Annotated in this window: 15 protein-coding genes and 1 pseudogene; 9 read left to right on the top strand and 7 right to left on the bottom strand. The window is 39.7% G+C overall.

Annotation, left to right across the window (positions count from 1 at the left end; genetic code table 11):
* Positions 1 to 128: 128 nt before the first annotated feature.
* The 7 genes from PN838_RS25820 to PN838_RS00225 all read right to left on the bottom strand — a co-directional run bounded on the left by PN838_RS25820 (position 129) and on the right by PN838_RS00225 (position 9,151).
* The gene (locus tag PN838_RS25820; RefSeq protein WP_334313236.1) at positions 129 to 803 is read right to left on the bottom strand and encodes a hypothetical protein; all 675 of its coding nucleotides are present in this window, start codon (positions 801 to 803) and stop codon (positions 129 to 131) included.
* A complete protein-coding gene (locus PN838_RS00250; RefSeq protein ID WP_334313235.1) occupies positions 767 to 2,359 on the bottom strand; it encodes a hypothetical protein in 1,593 nt (530 codons plus the stop codon). Before PN838_RS00250 ends, PN838_RS25820 begins: the two co-directional genes overlap by 37 nt.
* A gap of 39 nt (positions 2,360 to 2,398) precedes the next feature.
* Positions 2,399 to 3,112 carry a SapC family protein gene (locus PN838_RS00245; protein WP_272179389.1) on the bottom strand — a complete coding sequence of 238 codons (714 nt, stop codon included), beginning with the start codon at positions 3,110 to 3,112 and terminating at the stop codon, positions 2,399 to 2,401.
* Between the two features lie 168 nt (positions 3,113 to 3,280).
* Positions 3,281 to 4,822, bottom strand: coding sequence for a hypothetical protein (locus tag PN838_RS00240; RefSeq protein ID WP_272179388.1), 1,542 nt, complete (start codon positions 4,820 to 4,822; stop codon positions 3,281 to 3,283).
* A gap of 83 nt (positions 4,823 to 4,905) precedes the next feature.
* Entirely contained in the window at positions 4,906 to 5,439 is a 534-nt protein-coding gene (locus tag PN838_RS00235) for a hypothetical protein (protein WP_272179387.1), read from the bottom strand.
* Positions 5,440 to 5,523: 84 nt separating this feature from the next.
* On the bottom strand, positions 5,524 to 7,926 hold the full coding sequence (locus tag PN838_RS00230; protein WP_272179386.1) for a TonB-dependent receptor domain-containing protein: 2,403 nt from the start codon (positions 7,924 to 7,926) through the stop codon (positions 5,524 to 5,526).
* A complete protein-coding gene (locus PN838_RS00225) occupies positions 7,886 to 9,151 on the bottom strand; it encodes a TonB-dependent receptor plug domain-containing protein (RefSeq protein WP_272179385.1) in 1,266 nt (421 codons plus the stop codon). The genes PN838_RS00230 and PN838_RS00225 overlap by 41 nt, the downstream gene beginning before the upstream one ends.
* Positions 9,152 to 9,936: 785 nt before the next feature.
* Between PN838_RS00225 and PN838_RS00220 the strand changes: the two genes are divergently transcribed.
* From PN838_RS00220 to PN838_RS00175, 9 genes and pseudogenes are all read left to right on the top strand, one after another.
* Positions 9,937 to 10,518 carry a GntR family transcriptional regulator gene (locus PN838_RS00220; RefSeq protein WP_272179384.1) on the top strand — a complete coding sequence of 194 codons (582 nt, stop codon included), beginning with the start codon at positions 9,937 to 9,939 and terminating at the stop codon, positions 10,516 to 10,518.
* A gap of 249 nt (positions 10,519 to 10,767) precedes the next feature.
* Entirely contained in the window at positions 10,768 to 11,898 is a 1,131-nt protein-coding gene (locus PN838_RS00215) for a sulfatase-like hydrolase/transferase (RefSeq protein ID WP_334313459.1), read from the top strand.
* 235 nt (positions 11,899 to 12,133) lie between these two features.
* Positions 12,134 to 13,092 (top strand): annotated as a pseudogene (locus PN838_RS00210) (sulfatase-like hydrolase/transferase).
* 256 nt (positions 13,093 to 13,348) lie between these two features.
* Entirely contained in the window at positions 13,349 to 13,567 is a 219-nt protein-coding gene (locus PN838_RS00200; RefSeq protein WP_272179381.1) for a hypothetical protein, read from the top strand.
* Positions 13,568 to 13,782: 215 nt separating this feature from the next.
* Positions 13,783 to 14,121 (top strand): hypothetical protein, encoded by a 339-nt coding sequence (locus PN838_RS00195; protein ID WP_272179380.1) that lies wholly within the window; start codon positions 13,783 to 13,785, stop codon positions 14,119 to 14,121.
* A 2-nt stretch (positions 14,122 to 14,123) separates the two neighbouring features.
* Positions 14,124 to 14,450 (top strand): hypothetical protein, encoded by a 327-nt coding sequence (locus tag PN838_RS00190; protein WP_502592195.1) that lies wholly within the window; start codon positions 14,124 to 14,126, stop codon positions 14,448 to 14,450.
* 139 nt (positions 14,451 to 14,589) lie between these two features.
* Positions 14,590 to 15,879 (top strand): sugar-binding domain-containing protein, encoded by a 1,290-nt coding sequence (locus PN838_RS00185; RefSeq protein WP_272179378.1) that lies wholly within the window; start codon positions 14,590 to 14,592, stop codon positions 15,877 to 15,879.
* Positions 15,880 to 15,881: 2 nt separating this feature from the next.
* A complete protein-coding gene (locus PN838_RS00180) occupies positions 15,882 to 16,481 on the top strand; it encodes a glycoside hydrolase family 2 TIM barrel-domain containing protein (protein WP_272179377.1) in 600 nt (199 codons plus the stop codon).
* Positions 16,478 to 17,320 carry a DUF4982 domain-containing protein gene (locus PN838_RS00175; RefSeq protein ID WP_272179376.1) on the top strand — a complete coding sequence of 281 codons (843 nt, stop codon included), beginning with the start codon at positions 16,478 to 16,480 and terminating at the stop codon, positions 17,318 to 17,320. The genes PN838_RS00180 and PN838_RS00175 overlap by 4 nt, the downstream gene beginning before the upstream one ends.
* Positions 17,321 to 17,427: the final 107 nt, after the last annotated feature.

Raw genomic sequence — 17,427 nt, 5'->3', positions numbered from 1 at the left:
CGACTTACACACGCTAATGTTTTTGTCACTGGCTTAGTGTTAATTTCGTTTATCGTTAAACCGTCGTTGGTATAAATTACGATTTACTTCGCTCGCCGCATCTACGAGCGGTTGATACGGAATGTCGGTCACCGAGACAAAACCGACGTTGTAATTTTCACCGTCAAGTGCTCGCCCAGTAAGTGGCGAGTCAATGTATTGGAACCAATGTGTGCCGACAAAATACGGGTTATCAATCGCACTGTTGACGTATTCAGCGTATTTTTACCTCGATCTTTTTGGTCGCTTGCGTGAATGAGACCCGGATTGAGCAGGCCAGAATCTAAGGAACCATTATGAAATTCACCAATGATTGTTGGTTTATCAACTTCAGCTAGAAATTGCCAAAAATCATCATTTATCACTTCTTTGTAATAGTTATAACTTACGACATCCGCGATTTCAGCGGCTGCCTGACGTAACTCTGGTGTCATCCCCCAGTCGGCAAAACGCACGCCCATATATAAGTGATTTGGCATATATTGTTCCATCGCCTGATTTACAATGACAAAATATTGTCGACCAAATTCGTACAACATCGTTGATAAGTCAGCAACAATATTGTCCGTTAGCGTTTGTAACTCAACGCCACTATCAAACTCAGACCATGACTCAAAATTGGTTTGCCAACTTTGATTTAAGCCTTCAATTGTATTGTATTGTTGTTTCATCAAGCGGCTAAAATGGGCCTTACTTGGGCTGTTGTTACTATTCAGTGCCAACGCGCTCAATGGGATACCATATTGACTTTTGTGGCTTCCCATTTGTCCCCAACTCTTTTCATTATCGATAAACACACCAACACACCAGGAGAGTTTTTGACTTCTTTCGCTATCTGCTCAACGGTAATAAAGGCGCGCGTTTTGAACTTTGGATCAAATGGGTCTGGTAGCGGCGACCAATAGTCATTGCCACTGCTAACCGTTTTAAAGTCACCAATTATCCATCCGTTGGCAAAGTACGGATATTCCGCCATGTCGTAAAAACTTGGGTCAATCCAGTTACCAAACGAGGTAAAGCCCCAATTTTGCATTCGTTTAATGGTGGTCTCGCGCCATGTACGTTCGACTTTATCCATGTCTTTCATTTGATATTTTCGACTTAAATTAGCTTGATAAAAACTGAAGGTTTCGCCCTTTTCAATTACGCCACTATGTACTTCACGACGGTATCCAAAGTATTGCCCTAACGTGGAATCATACTCAGGTAACCAAGTGAACATATTTGCTCTAAGGTCAGAAGTTCGTTTACGTGTAGGCCATGCTTTCGCAGGTGCCGTATTTAAACCAATTGAATCTTCTGGAGTTAAATCACTAGGGTCGCGAGGTTTAATGTGTGTTGGGTCGAAATCATAACCGGTAATTGTCGTGGTGTTTGCCATACGAACGTTGGCAATTCCGTTGGAATAAAATAAATAGCCTTGTGGGTCGACAAGAGTCCACTTGCCCTGATATTTATCCACTCGATAAAAACCTGTGGCAGGAAGTTTGGGGCCAGACTTCCAGCCATTAAATTTCGATCTATCGAAGTTTGCAGCTTTGTTAAGCCGTTCAATTTCTTGTTGTGATTTTTTTACTAACTCAACGTCTGTCGAAACTTTATTGGCAAATTCAATTTTTGTGCTTTGACCGTACTTGTCTACTAAACCAACTAAGTAATCTTGATCAATCTGTTTGGGTTCGACTAATTCGACATTATCAAAATGCAAAATTTTATTTTCTGGAACACCAATCACTTTAAAAGAAATACTGGCTACATCCGTTAAATCAATATTCTTTGAACCATACCGCCAAATTATTGGTTTATATTTATCTTGCCAACTAAATGGGTTGCTACGAATACCGGTTTCAATGTTTAAGTCAATTCCGGCAAGTTCCATTACGTATTTGTCTGATGAATTAGCAGGTACCACAAAGCTACGGTTATGCCTCGAACCATGGGAGTCTTTAACAGTCACGTATAAATGTACCGACGAGTTTTCTGAGTTACTGATATCTAGCGCGACACCAAATGCATTAAACTTTGACCAATTCCATTTTTCAGTAGGGACAAATTCCACCATTGACTCATGGTTATGAGCACTTAAAAATTCAATCTTAGCTGCCTGACTATGATTTATATGGCTTAGTGTCGCCAAAGCGTTGTTTAATTTTAATTGTCTAAGTTCTGCATCTGACTCAAAATTAAACAGGGTTTGCCCAGGCTTTGGCTCAACGGAGTCTTGATGTTTACTTTGACCGCAACCAGTTAATAATATAGGAATAGCGATCAGGGCAAATGCAACTATAGAAATGTTTGTCGGTGTCTTGTTAATGTTCATTTTTGTGTTCTTCTTGCTGAATTCCAAGCTGGTTACCGGCTATTTTTCGTTAAACCAATTAATTAATTTTTGGAGATGTACGGAAGAACTCAAAACCAAATGACTAACTTGCAATAAACCTGATTGATGACACTTCTCTAGTTTTTCACCGGTAAGTGCAGTCAGTTTTTCCTGATCAAATACGTATAATCCCGTCAAGCTAGTTTTTTGATCATTAGGTAAATCAATGTCGAGAGAAACTTGTTCTAACAATTCTAAATCAGCGGCAAGCTGCAACAAGTCTGCGCTGTGCTTACTGCCACCCATTAATTGGGCAAATGTTGTTTCAATTCTTTTATAGTAATCCGTTGCGTTGCCATCGTCTTCAAATAAGCTTTGCCCGTCATTTTCATTGACCATGGCGCTATTAAGTTCGATTGCAATTGAACCTTTAGTTGGCTTGCTTGGGTCGGGAATAAAAGCGTGGAATGGTTTACGTAAAATATCTAGCGGCAGAAATTTCGCCCGCCATTTTTCACCGTCTAAATAGAGGTTTTCACCACTATGTAACCCTAAAATAGCGGTTAATTGATACTGCTGTGTTTGCTGGCTTTTGCTAATAAATATAGGGTATTCATGAACTAAAGTACTAAGTTCACCTGCCACGACAACACAGGCATTCACTTTGTTTTCAACTACATTAACTTGCTGCGTGTTAATTTTTAGATGTTTATGCGCTTCTGTATTAACTAATTCATATTGTTGTTTTGGCATTTTGATCTTTACTCACGTTTTATGAGATGACTTCATCTATTAAATTTATATTCTTTTATACACCCTTTTACAATTGTTAACAATTATCAATCTACATTAAATTAATTTTACCCAATAAAAAAGCCGGCAAGCCGGCTTTTATTATCAAATTTAATTAACTACGAACAGTTAAGGTACGCGGTCAATCTTAATATTATCAATAATGTATTTAGCGCCAACCCCTTTTAAAACAAAGGTTGCGGTAACATTATCGCTGTTCCAATCAGTATTAGCACCAAAGCCGAACCAATGGGTAGTTTCATCCGCAATACCTTGAACTTGGCCAAAGCCTGCACCATTCCATATCGTATTGTTTAGAGTAAAGTTTAAGTCATTGTCACCATTAGCAAATACTACATCTAATGTGTAACCGCCCCACTGGTTAATATTTGGATCAGTTGCTGCTGCTTTATTTTCCTCAAAGTTCACATACTGAATATCAAAAGTGACTCGATATTTACCACCAGAAACAATTGCACCATTGGGAACTGCAAATTCTACTTTAACTCCGCCAGCATCGGCGCCAGTTGTATCCACATATAGAACTTTGTTATCCGCATTATTTGCGTCGGTTTGAACTTCAACCGTTCCACCACCTGAAGACGTTGGAGCATAATCTGCGGCTTCAAATGTTCCTTCGTTATTATTTAGTAAATCAACACCTTCTAAATTATCATAACGAACCATATTAAAGTCATCAAAGACCGGCATGCCGTCATTACCCATCCATGCGCTCATGATAAACATTTGTAATTGATCACCAATTTCATTTGGTTTTTCACCGGCAGCATTGGCTGTCGCTAAATATCCACTATTGGTATCATAATTTATCATGAGTGGACGCCAAGTCCCATTAGCTGGATGCCAAGGGCGAGCACCTGCCCAGAAGTTATGTCCACCATTTGGGTCATTACTGATCATCATGTATGGCGATGCATCACCCGCTCCTACATAAGCATTGTAACTAAAGTAATACTTTTGATCCGCGGCTAAATCAGGGAAATACTGAGCGCCAATAGTGACATAACAAGGATTACCCAACATCTGCATAGAATGTTCACCGTTGGCAACGATTGAGTTTGTAAATTCAATCCCTGCAGGACAGTTAAACAAACTAAATCCAGTCCCACCATTTTCAAAACCTACGTCTGCGCCTAACGCTTTAAATAAGTTCGACTCAACGCCATCAACAGTCAGAGCTAACTCTGGAGTACCGTCAGACATGTTGCCATTGGAATCCGCTACTTTATAAGTAAAAACAAAGTCTTTAAATGAATTAGCCGCGATATCGTCATAAAATGCATTAGGGTTAAACGTTAATGTTGTGCCTTCAAATTTAACACCAAATGGTAATTCCGCAGAACCGTCTAACATAACGTCACTAATTACGATGTCATCACCTTCACGCTCTTCTATCTCATCCGCTAGGTTGTAAACTTTTAAACCGTCGGTTTCGTCAAACTTATCAGTTTTAAAGTAGTTTAAAACTAATGGTGCGCCACTGATATCTTGTACACCTAGTACATTAATAGTTAAATTACGCGTAAGGTCAAAACGATGATCACTTACTGTATAAGTAAAGTTAAATGTCACTTTTTGGCCATCAGGAATACTACTTTCAACTGCAGATATATCTACATCTAAATTACTGCCATTTATAGTAACAGGCAAATTATATGGGTTCGCTGCGTCAGCAACTAAGTTGCTTAACGTAAGTATTTCATTGTCAGCATCAGTAACATTTTTAAGCCCATCTAATACACTGGCACCAGCGTCTCGCGTGAAATTACCAAGTAACCCGCCGGTAATTTCAGGAGCAAAATCTTCCCGGTAAAGTTAAAAGTTGCTGTACGAGGCGTTTTGTTTACGCCGTCAGTTATATTGTAAGTTAATACAACCGTATGGGTTTCGTCAGTATCTAAATTAGGTGCGATATCCAAAGCTCTAACACCTACTTTATTTCCTTGAATTAAAATACCGTCAGAGCCGATATCTTCGGTTCTATCACCAGATGTGGTAATGGCTATATCCGTTACAGACAAATAATTACCATCGGCGTCTTTTGCAATGCTTTCACCAGTATTTTCACCCGTTATTGAACCTAATAAATTGTATTGTTTGAATACATTTTTTTCGTGAATATCAACAACAATATCACCACCGTGTGTCGGCGCGACTGAATTACCCATTGATTCTGGGTCGTATTCTGGATTTTCTACGTTACATCCAGCTAATGCTGCCAGTATTGAGCTAACTAATAAAACTCTATTTGTTTTTATTGTTTTCATTATTTTGTACCAAATTCTGTTTTTGCTTAGTGGCGGTGTAATACCGCCACAATCCGAACTACTTTTAGAAGTTAACGCGTAACCCTAAGCGGTATGTCGTACCAACTTTGTACTTAGTATAAGTACGATGTGTTGGTGCATCCCCTCAAGTGGATTACCTTCTTCTAACGCAACAAAGTCGTAACCTGCTGCATTGTCTGCCGCGACTCGTACAACATTTAACGTACGGCTAGTAAAGTAGGTGCGGTATGCTTCATCAGTTAAGTTAATTGCTTGGAATGTCAACGACATGTTTTCACTTACTTGCCAAGAAGCTGACAAATCAAGCGTCGTACGACCTTCATTCCAAATTGAACCTTGGTTCCAGCTACGACCGTATTGGCCATTCGCCCAATCTTTACCCACTAATGAATCAGAGGTTCCGCGCATGCTTAAACGTATTTGATTACCATTTTGTTCCCAGAACGCGGTAAAGTTATAACTGTGCTCTGGAGTATCTGCTACTGGGAATGACGGTAGTAACAGGTTTGGATTGATTGATGAATACTCTGATTCATATTCACTTTGTTGATAAGTATAATTTGCATTAATACCTAAGCCACCGAAAACTCCAGGTAGGAAGTCGTAGGTATCCATGTAGCCGACTTCTACGCCTTCAATTGTCGCGTCTTTTGCATTAACTGTTTTTGTCACTGTCATATTTGCACAGTTGTCACTTGCATCACCGCTAAACGTTGTTGGGTCACTCGCTAGGTAACCGAATTCAGTCGTCGCTCTAATTGGGTGACATTCAGCAATGTCAGCTTCATTTTGCAAGATTAATTCATCACCGCTTTCTGGTGCGTCTTCAGGGTCTCTGACACTGTAAATTGGCGACAAAGTAGTTTCACGATCTGTGAAGTTAGACATGTCTTTTTTGTAATATGCAAGACTTAACATACCCGTTTCACTGAAATACCATTCTAGTGATAAGTCCAAATTATTAGACTCTAATGGCTCTAATTGCGTGTTATACATATCAACACGACCTACATTAGTATTACCACTGCCCCAATAACCAGCTTCTGTCACTTTATAACCTGGACGTAACAAATCTATTTCTGGACGTGTCATGGTTTTAGACAAAGCTAAACGACCAACAAAATCATCAGAGAATGCATAGTTTAAATTTAAACTAGGTAAAACATTCGTATATTTATGAGTTTTATATGCTGGTGTTGACGCAACTTGATTATTAGTCGATGTTTCCCAAGAGTAATTAGTAATTACGCCTGTGGATTCTCCGTTCCATGCAGGTAGATTGTCCCAGCCATAGGTACGGCCAGTACCTATATCAGCATAACGCCACATACTTTGCCATAACAAACTATAGTCAGCCAGTGTAGGTATTGCACCGTTTCCAGCTCGATAATCATTTAATGCATCTGCGTAATTAGCAAATAATGGATCGTGACAAGCCCCTTGGTCTTCAATACGAGTCCAAGTCGATGGATCAGGACCGGCACTTGTATCCCAACCAGTTCCATCTACACGTTGATATTTTAATTCATAATCTTGAGCAACGCCATCATCACCTAAATTAACAGCTCGACACTCAGGTAGACTTCTATCAGCCAATTCACCTAAAGTATGGCGGTCAATGTCACGCTCTAAATCTGAACCACCTTGTTCATAATAACTCATACCTGAGTAACCAATAGCTTCTACTTCGGTTTCAACATAACGAACACCAATATCACCTGTTAACTGGCCATCAAGAAATTCAAAGTTTGTTTTGAAATAAAGGGCATTTGTATCAATATTGGTTTCACGAGAGGCAGTGTTGTCGACATTGCGAATCACATTTCCGTCGCCTAAAATCATCTCTTTAGCCATTTTGACATCAATAGGTGTCCAGCCAACTGTAGACCCTTCTCGTGCATATCCAAGTGATTCCATAAAGTCATCATACTCTATTGGGTCACCTGCGATTATATCACCGCGTATATCCGTTAATGAACCACCAAGCTCAACCGCTATTTCATTTGTAACAGGGTCTCTGATAATCTCCGTAGCTTCCAAAGATTGGAAACTATAAGATTGATCATCAACATCTTTGTTACGTTTTGAAGTTTTAGCACCAAACTCAATAGTTGTAATGCCATAGTCATCTATATCCCAGTCGAAATCCACTTGAGCATTAGCAATAGTATCTTTAATATTACGATCATTTTCACGGATATAACCTAAATGGAAGGATGAAACATCTTGAGGGTTGAAACCTGTTAAGGCCACGTTATCGGCGCTACCTAGCACTCGAGAGCCGGTCTCAGGATCGGTATAAGCGTATAAATGGTCACCTAAATCAACAAACGAATCACCGTATACCATTGAGCATGTATCACCGCCCCCGGTACAATCAACACCGACCGGTTCAATATTTGCACCGGCATCCCATAATAGCTGACTATGGAACTTGATAATAGTTTTCCATAACCGTATAAGCATTTGGTAAACTTTCTGATTTACTTGATGAATAACCTACTTGCGCTTGTACGCGCAAATTATCGGTTAATTCAGTTTGAAAGTTTAACGTCGTGCTCAAGTTCTCATTGTCTTGACCACCGTCTGAACGGACCATATTACCGTTACCATAACGATTAACTCGTTTTGTCATGTCGTGCGTCGTTGTATCCACTTGGATCCAGTCAATTGGATCAGAATATGGATTTGGCGCTCTTACGAAACTTGTCGGTACTTGACCTTCAATCCAGTTAAGGTTATTCGAAAAGCTTTTTGCCTGTATCGCATCAAATGTTCTAACTGAATCTTGTTTACTATAAGTAACATCAAACATTAGTTCTGATGTGTCTGTTGGTAAAAACTGAATGCCTAATGAAGCCCCTTGGCGGTTGCTTTCATTTTGATGAAGTTCATAACTTGCAAAACTTGGTTCGATGGCTTTAACACCAGATATTACATTGCCATTTTGATCAACAGCTTGAGTATATTCTTGGGATTCGACAAAATTGCCTGCATTGTATTGGTCTTTACGATATGCATTTGTTTCATCGTACGCAGTAAGTGAAACACCTAATGTTTCATCTAAAAATTTTTCTGAAATTGAAAACTGTATCTTATGGTTTGCTTCATCTGAAAAATCATTGTATCGACCTTGAACCGTTAGAGAACGAATATCATCTATTTGGTTTAATGGACGTACGGTAACTAAATTGACACTCGCACCTAATGACCCCTCGTCGTGGTCGGCGCTTGGTGTTTTTACAACTTCTAATTTAGAAAGTATGTCGGCGGAGAACGAACTTAAATCCACAGCTTGAGAGAAATCCGTTGATGTTAATGCTTGACCATTAAGCGTAATATTATTTTGATTAGCATCAGCACCACGTACTGTAATTTGAGTACCTTCACCGTCGCTACTTACTACGGTAACACCAGTTACTCGGCCCAAAGCATCAGCAATGTTTTGGTCAGTAGATTTACCCACATCCTCAGCATTAATTGTGTCACGAACTCCCGAAGCAAATCGTTTATCATTTAGCGATTTCTTAAGACTTCCTCGAAAGCCCTTAACTTCAATGACCTCAACGTCTTCTTCTGCTTTGTTATTTTTATCGTTATCTTCAGCAATGACGTGTGAGGAATAACTTGTTGAAGCAAGCATCGCCATGTAGACAGCACTTAACTTAAAACTCGTCTTTAATTTTGACATTGTGTTTTCCCAGTTGATCTAGTTTTAATAGTTGTTGATTTTATCTCGCCCACCAACTACAGAGTTTGAATAAAATCTACACACACTTTAGATCTACCCAATTACTTATGTCAACAAGTTTTTGTTAACAATCTTCAATTAACTTTTTATATACGACATACAAAAGAAAGTCATTTTATAGTTTGAAGCATTTAGCCTCAATCTCTATTTCCATTCACTTTGCCGTTTATTATGACATAACCTAACTCGCCCATTTGTTTGCTAGCGACGCGTACATAAACCTCACAAATATTTTGTTAACAATTTTCAATTATTACTATTTTGGCTCTTAAACGAGGGTAATTACCCCAGTAACAAAATGAAAACTAAGGCAATAAATTAATGATTCGCTGCCAAATAATTTTTTAGATTAGTCGAAAGTAAAATATAAAGCACCACACTAGCGCTGAAATTGATTGATGAACTAAACAAAGCAAACGAACATGCAGGCAAGTGAACAAATCCAATAAGTTACTAACTTACGCATTCAACTATTAAACCTTTATTTAACGCTAAACAAGTAACGCGCAAAAGTATCAGTAATTAGCATTGCGATATTGTTAACTATAATGAACGTAATTTGACAATTCTTATCACCTTAACCTTTGATCAGTGGTTACTTATATATAGCTAATTCGTTTTACTGGCTAATTCAACAAAAAACACTGGTCTTTTGTAAACAATTAAACAATTGCATTTTATTGCGAAAACACTAAAATTACCGCCTTAACAACTGAGGAACCTCGATGGCCGTTACCAGAACTACAAAAATCCTTACCGTAAAAGACCAAATTGCCGATCAAATTCGTTCAGATATTATTTCAGGTGATTTATTACCAAACACAAAACTCAATGAAAAAGAACTTGCTGAACGCTTTGGTCTATCACGTGGGCCGATTCGTGATGTTATTTTACAATTAACAAAAGAAGGCCTTTTGATCTCTAAAAACAATTGCGGTGCTTCTGTAAATTGTATCCTCGAACCAAAATTACAAAAATTAATGATAAAGCTTAGACGCGAAATCGAAGTTTTTGCTTTGGAGCAAATCAAAGACAAATTGACTGAACGCGACTTTAATGCATTGGATAACATCCTAATTGCCTTGCAAGAAGCGTTAGAAAATGAAGATTATACGGCGGTAACCAAAATCGACATTTCATTCCATCACTACATTATAGAAAAAGCTGGCGGTGATGAACTTGTCAATATCTGGTATCCATATGTTATGCGTATGCGTTTAAATTACAAACGTATCGTAAATACTGAGCAATGCGTTAACGAACACAGAGCAATACTAAATGCCCTTAGAGAAGGGAATATTGCCTGAGCGATAAAGTCGACTAAAGCAAATATCAAATAGAAACGAAAAACCTTGTTGCACAAACAAGGTTTTTTGTAACTATCAAATATTGTCAACAATTAACAACGCAGGTTTGAGTGTTGTTAATTGTGAATATATATTGCCTCAGTTATTGGAGTAAAAACGTGTTAAGACTCTCTCTATTTGCATTCACTTTGGTCAACTTGTTTGTTAGCTTAACCGCCTTAGTCGAATGAACAAGCCCCAAGACCAAACATTATATTTATCTTAAGTGACGATGCGGGTTATGCTGACTTTGGTTTTCAAGGCAGCACCGAATTTAAAACACCAAACCTTGATAAGCTTGCAACTGAAAGCTTAAAATTTTCACAAGCATACACAACTGCAGCGGTTTGTGGCCCATCAAGAGCTGGTATTCTCACTGGTAAATACCAGCAACGTTTTGGTTTTGAAGAAAACAATGTCCTAGACTATATGAGCCACAACGGCCTTATGGGAGAAAATATGGGATTGCCATTAAATGAAAAGACGATTGCTGATCACCTTAAAAACCAAGGTTACAACACTGCACTAATTGGCAAATGGCACCAGGGCGATGCAGACCGATTCCACCCAACTAAGCGCGGTTTTGACTATTTCTTTGGATTTCGTGGGGGATCTCGTAGCTATTGGGAATTAGACGAATTTCATCAAAGTATCCAGCCTCAAAACAAGCTGGAATTTGGCTTTGAGGTGTATCAAGAGAATCAGAAATACTTAACAGCTGCATTGGCAAACAATGCCGTAGAGTATATAAATCGTCAAAACCAACCCTTCTTTTTGTTTTTATCTTTTACCGCTGTCCATACTCCAATGGAAGCCGATCCTGAGGATTTAAAACAGTTTCCAAAATTAAGCGGCAAGCGCCAACAACTCGCCGCAATGACGTTAGCTATGGACCGAGAAATTGGCAAGGTGTTAAATGCCATCGACCTTAAAGGATTTTCAGACAATACTATCGTTATCTACACCAATGATAATGGCGGCCCATCAGATACAAATTTTTCTAATAATTATCCGTTAAGTGGTACCAAAGCAAATCATTTGGAAGGCGGTATACGTGTGCCATTCTTAATGCGCTGGCCACAGGTGACTGATGCTGGCGGCAATTTTGATAAGCCAATTAGTACTTTGGATTTAATGCCGACTTTTTATGAAATCGCGGGCGGCAATACTAAGGATTTAGGACCCATTGACGGCGTAAACCTAAAGCCCTACATCACAGGCGAGAATAAACAACGTCCACACCAAACCTTATATTGGAAAAAGAAAATCGCGGTGCAATTCGAGATGGGGATTGGAAATTGCTTCGCTACCCAGACCGCCCAGCGGAGTTATACAACTTAAATAACGACGTTTCAGAGTCAAATAATTTAGCGAGCCAGCGGCCAGAGGTTGTAAAGCGGTTATACAAAAAGTTATTTAATTGGGAGCTAACGTTAGAACGACCGGCCTAGCAACTAAAGCGTGAATATGAAGGCTCCGCTATGGAACGAATGGATAAATTTAGAACCCATAAGCCGAACCGATAAACCAAGCACAACAAACGATTAATCAAAAAGACATAGAGAGTTCGAAGACAATGAAGATTTCAAAATTGTTAGTTTATCTTTTATTTATTGGAGCCTTTAGCTCAGTATTTGCTGATGAACGGCCTAACATCATAGTCATCCTTGCTGACGACTTAGGGTACAACGACGTAGGATTTACCGGCGAAACTCCAATTCAAACACCTAATATTGATGAACTTGCCGCCGGTGGCGTCATTTTTAAAAATGGCTATGTAACGCACCCATACTGTGGCCCTTCACGAGCCGGATTGCTTACAGGCCGCTATCAAGCCCGTTTTGGTATGGAAAATAACGTTACCTACACGCCATACGATCCTAATATGGGTTTGCCTTTAAGTGAAAAAACGTTTGCCAAACGTCTGCAGGATGTGGGTTATACCACAGCTGTTTTTGGCAAATGGCACCTAGGCGGTGCCGAGCATTTTCAACCTAATAGTCGTGGTTTCGATTACTTCTATGGTTTTTTAGATGGTGGCCATCATTACTATCCAGAGCAAACCACAATAAATTCAGACGGCTATGCCCTACCTATTATGCGGAATAAAGAAGTCGTGTCTTTTGATGAATATCTAACAACAGCCTTAAGCCGAGACGCCGCTAAATTTGTTGCTGATAATACAGATGCGCCTTTTTAATGTACTTATCTTACAATGCGCCCCACGCGCCATTGCAAGCCCCAGCGGAAACCATAAAAAAGTACAGCCACTTAAAAAACAAAAACAGACAAATCTATGCTGCTATGGTTGACGAAATGGACCAAGGTATCGGCATGTTGATTGACTCACTAAAACAACAAGGAAAATACCAAAACACATTGATATTTTTCCTATCAGATAATGGTGGTTTGTATCCAGATACTTGGTGGCCAAGTTTTGATTGGGCCGACAACTCGCCATATCGCCACGGCAAAGTCGCACTGATGGAAGGGGTGTTAAAGTCCCGTTCATCGCCCATTGGCCAGCCAAAATAGCAAAAGGCCAAACCTTTGATGGATTAGTGTCTTCTCAGATCTAGCGGCAACGTCCGTGGCTTTAGCCAAAGCCGATGCTTCAGACGGTAAATTGGAAGGCGTCGACTTAACGCCGTATATGACCGGTAAAAAACCGGAACCCCCAGAACTGCTTTATTTTGGCGTTTAGAAGAAGCTGATAACATTTGGGCTGTTCGCACTATGGAGTCAAAATATATGTATCAAGGACTTCTTATGTGAATCGCGCTTTTTTGACATGAAAAACGATCCAACAGAGCAAAATAACATTGTTGATACTAACCTAGCAGAACAAGCCAAACTTGCTCAATTATGGAATGAATGGAACTCAGGAAATATCAATAACATCTTGTACCAACACAATGAATACAAACAGGCCATGTCGCAATTTTACCGTGCGTTATTTGAGAAAAATTTAAAAGAAGCAAAAGAGCGAGCGCCTTATACCATAAAGTAACTACCAATTAATGACTCACCAGTTAAGTAAGTCATTTTCTCAATAAGTCTGTTCTTTTATGATCAGACTTATTGTTTTAACCAGAGTTAATATTTTGACCACCAATTTTTAGAGCAATAAAAACTTGGATTTACAGAGTCTAACTTTACGCCCCTCCCTCCAAAACCGCTAATTTGTACAACAGCACCAAAATCTCCTAAGTAGCTAAATTAGTAGTGGAAATTTTAAGCTATTCGTTTTACCCTGAAATTGTCAACAATAAACAGTCATCAATAAGAGGCTATATGAAAAACCTTATTTTGCTTTCGGCATGCGCGGTTATCGCACCGCTCCAAGTAAACGATTGGAATGATTATCCCATTCCAGCGATACCACCTGATGGTATGATTTGGGAGTTATCTGATATGTCAGACGATTTCAATTACACCGCCCCCGCCAAAGGCAAAAGTGAAGAGTTTCATCAACGCTGGACTGAGGGCTTTATTAACGCCTTAATGGCCCAGGTCTTACAGAATGGCATCCAGAATACTCTGAAGTTAAAAATGGATATTTAAGAATAACCACCGGTCGAAACGAAACAAACGGCAATGTTTTTGCCGGCAGTATTACTTCAAAACAATCCATCGAATACCCTGTCTATATGGAAGTCAGAGCTAAAATATCAAATATGGTTACCGCGTCTAACTTTTGGTTTTTAAGTAAAGACTCCACCCATGAAATTGATGTCTTAGAGGCGTATGGCAGTGGACGAGCGGATCAACAATGGTTCTCAGAACGATTACACTTAAGTCATCACGTATTTATTCGTAATCCGTTTCAAGACTACCAACCTAAAACGGATGATACCTTAGTATGCACGAAACGGCATAAAGTGGAAAGATGATTTCCACACCGTTGGGGTTTATTGGCGCGATCCATGGCATTTAGAGTATTACGTAGACGGTAAGTTTATTAAGTCCAGTAGCGGTAAAGATATTATCGATCCTGTTAATTACACCGAAGGTTCGGGTCTTAATAAACCGATGCAAGCCATTATTAATACTGAGTCACATGACTGGCGTTCTGACATGGGCATTGCACCAACAGATGAAGAAATAAATGATCCTCAAAAAATATCTATCTCATTGATTGGGTGCGTTTTTATAAACCCGTTCCCAAAACCTAATCTTACTCATGAACAATCAACACTTGCCACCATTAGACAACAAAGGAAACGTACGATGCGAACCATACATTTTATAGGCATTTTATTGTTTGGAATTATTCTTCAAGCTTGCACCAATACCGAGTTAACCCACATTCCATTACCTGAAAAACGTGCCCTCAACTTTAATAACGATTGGCAATTTACCCTTGGGGACAACCAAGACTTTGCCACGGTAGAATTTGACGACGAAAAATGGCGAACGTTAACGCTACCACATGACTGGAGCATTGAAGCCGAATTTGATCAAAAATATCACGGGGCGACAGCTTATCTGCCGGGCGGAACGGGTTGGTATCGAAAAACGTTTAAAGCCGATCCACAATGGTTAGATAATTCGACCTATATTTATTTTGATGGTGTATATGCCAATTCAGAAGTGTATTTGAATGGCAAACATATTGGAGGCCGTTTAAACGGTTATTCGCCATTTTACATTGATATCAGCAAGCACTTGAATGCAGACAAAAACGTGCTTGCAGTCAAAGTAGAACATGAACGTTACATCGACAGTCGTTGGTATACCGGATCAGGAATTTATCGCGATGTTACCTTAGTATCCACCAGCAAATTGCACATTCCTATTTGGGGCACTTATGTCACCACACCAAAAGTGACAAGAAGCAGCGCCGAAGTTGCTAGCCAAATTGAAATTAAAAACAATTTTGATGTGGCACAGTCTTTCACGTTAGTGAATCGAATTTACGACCAAAACCACGCCCTCGTGAGCCAACACTCGTTAAATGGCCAATTGGCAGCTAATACACAAACAACGTTATCTAGCACGTCAGAAGTGTCTCAACCACAACTCTGGGATCTGCATTCCCCATCCCTGTATACCTTAGTAAGTGAACTGCGCCTAAATGGCAAAACGGTGGATACTTACAAAACGCCCTTTGGTATTCGTACTATCGAATATGATGCGAACAAAGGATTCTTTTTAAACGGTAAAAATCACAAAATCAAAGGCGTAAATCTACACCATGGTGCCGGTCTTGTTGGCACAGCGGTACCAAATGATGTATGGAGACGTCGGCTGGAAACCCTCAAAGAAGCTGGCGTAAATGCAGTGAGAACGGCTCATAATCCAGTTTCAGTTTCTTTTTAGAGTTGTGTGATGAGCTTGGTTTATTAGTTCAAGCGGAAATATTCGACGAATGGGATAACCCTAAAGATAAACGGCTAAATCAATGGGAACGTCACGACGATGATATAAGCCGTGGATATGCCGATATTTTTCAACAAGAAGCTGAACACGATTTAAAAGACCCAATTAAACGCGATAGAAACCACCCATCGATAATTATGTGGAGTATCGGGAACGAAATTGAGTGGACCTACCCTCGTTATAAAAAAGCCACGGGATATTTTGATATGAACGCCGCGGGCAACTACTTTTTTAACCCACCGTTTATTTCGCCCGAAGAAATCAAGGAGCGCTTCCACAGCAGCGAAGAAGGCCAATATGTACTCGCAAAAACAGCTCAAAAACTGTCTAAATGGGTAAAAGAAATGGACACAACACGCCCTGTTACCGCAAATTTAATATTACCATCGGTAAGCCATATTTCGGGTTATACCGATGCTTTGGACGTTGTTGGCTATAGTTACCGTCGGGTAATCTACGATTATGGACATGAATTGTTTCCGGATAAAATGATCTTGGGGACCGAAAACGTTAGTGCAATGGCACGAATGGAAAGCCATTGAAGAACGAGATTTTATACCAAGGCACATTCCTTTGGACCGGCATTGACTATTTAGGCGAATCAAACAATGGTTGGCCTCGCAAGGCGTTAGAGTCAGGCATGTTAGATACCGCAGGGTTTAAAACCCCATCGTTCCATATGTATAAAACGTTGTGGAATAACCAACCTCATATCCACATAACCAGCCAAGTAGAAGATAAATCTCTTTACAAAGTAGATGGGCAACAGGTTGTTGAAAAGAAAGAAGGAAAATGGGCCGAGCGAGTTTGGTTATGGCAAGATGTAAACCGCCATTGGAACTACAAAGAAGGTGGATCTGTCATTGTTGAAGTTCTCAGCAATTGTGACCGTGTAGAACTGTTTCAAAATGAGTCATCTTTAGGTATACAAAGCTTATCCGAGTCACCTGACCACGAGTTGAAGTGGGCGGTAAATTTCACTGCTGGGCAACTCGTCGCTAAAGGCTTAGATGGTTGTGACGCAAGCGATAAAGTGACTACGGCAAAAAATGCCAGTCAGTTCGCCATTTCAATTGATAAATCGACATTAGACGTTAACCCTCATCATGTTGCTCATATCGAAATACAGCTCACTGATGAAAATAATATTGCCGTCCACCACCAAGAAATTCAACTGCAATTTGATGTCTCTACCAATGTACAATTACTTGGCTTAGACAGTGGTAACTCTCGCACCATAGACAAATATCAAAATACCAAAGTAATCACCAGCGAAGGCCGTGCTTTAGGTATTGTAAGAGTAAATGACAACAAACCGGCTTGGATAACGATTTCGGGGCAAGGACTAACCAGCAAAACGGTCTGGTTGAATAACGGATAAATCTTTTACGTCAGCAAACCTGAATCGATTGATTTTAGTGAGCTATATAAACAAAACCCGGGCGACGCAGTCATTGCGAAGCCCGGGTTTTTATATCTCTAGCCCTA

It is taken from the genome of Psychrosphaera algicola (assembly GCF_028401425.1).
GTDB lineage: Bacteria > Pseudomonadota > Gammaproteobacteria > Enterobacterales > Alteromonadaceae > Psychrosphaera > Psychrosphaera algicola.
The sequence above is the reverse complement of the archived record's forward strand: the minus strand, read 5'-3'. Positions and strand labels throughout refer to the sequence as shown.

Coding starts and splice junctions, on each gene's coding strand:
- PN838_RS00230 (WP_272179386.1), bottom strand. CDS start 7,926: ATGCTTATACGGTTATGGAAAACTATTATCAAGTTCCATAGTCAGCTA.
- PN838_RS00245 (WP_272179389.1), bottom strand. CDS start 3,112: ATGCCAAAACAACAATATGAATTAGTTAATACAGAAGCGCATAAACAT.
- PN838_RS00220 (WP_272179384.1), top strand. CDS start 9,937: ATGGCCGTTACCAGAACTACAAAAATCCTTACCGTAAAAGACCAAATT.
- PN838_RS00200 (WP_272179381.1), top strand. CDS start 13,349: ATGAAAAACGATCCAACAGAGCAAAATAACATTGTTGATACTAACCTA.
- PN838_RS00185 (WP_272179378.1), top strand. CDS start 14,590: ATGCAAGCCATTATTAATACTGAGTCACATGACTGGCGTTCTGACATG.
- PN838_RS00225 (WP_272179385.1), bottom strand. CDS start 9,151: ATGTCAAAATTAAAGACGAGTTTTAAGTTAAGTGCTGTCTACATGGCG.
- PN838_RS00250 (WP_334313235.1), bottom strand. CDS start 2,359: ATGAACATTAACAAGACACCGACAAACATTTCTATAGTTGCATTTGCC.
- PN838_RS25820 (WP_334313236.1), bottom strand. CDS start 803: ATGGGAAGCCACAAAAGTCAATATGGTATCCCATTGAGCGCGTTGGCA.
- PN838_RS00235 (WP_272179387.1), bottom strand. CDS start 5,439: ATGAAAACAATAAAAACAAATAGAGTTTTATTAGTTAGCTCAATACTG.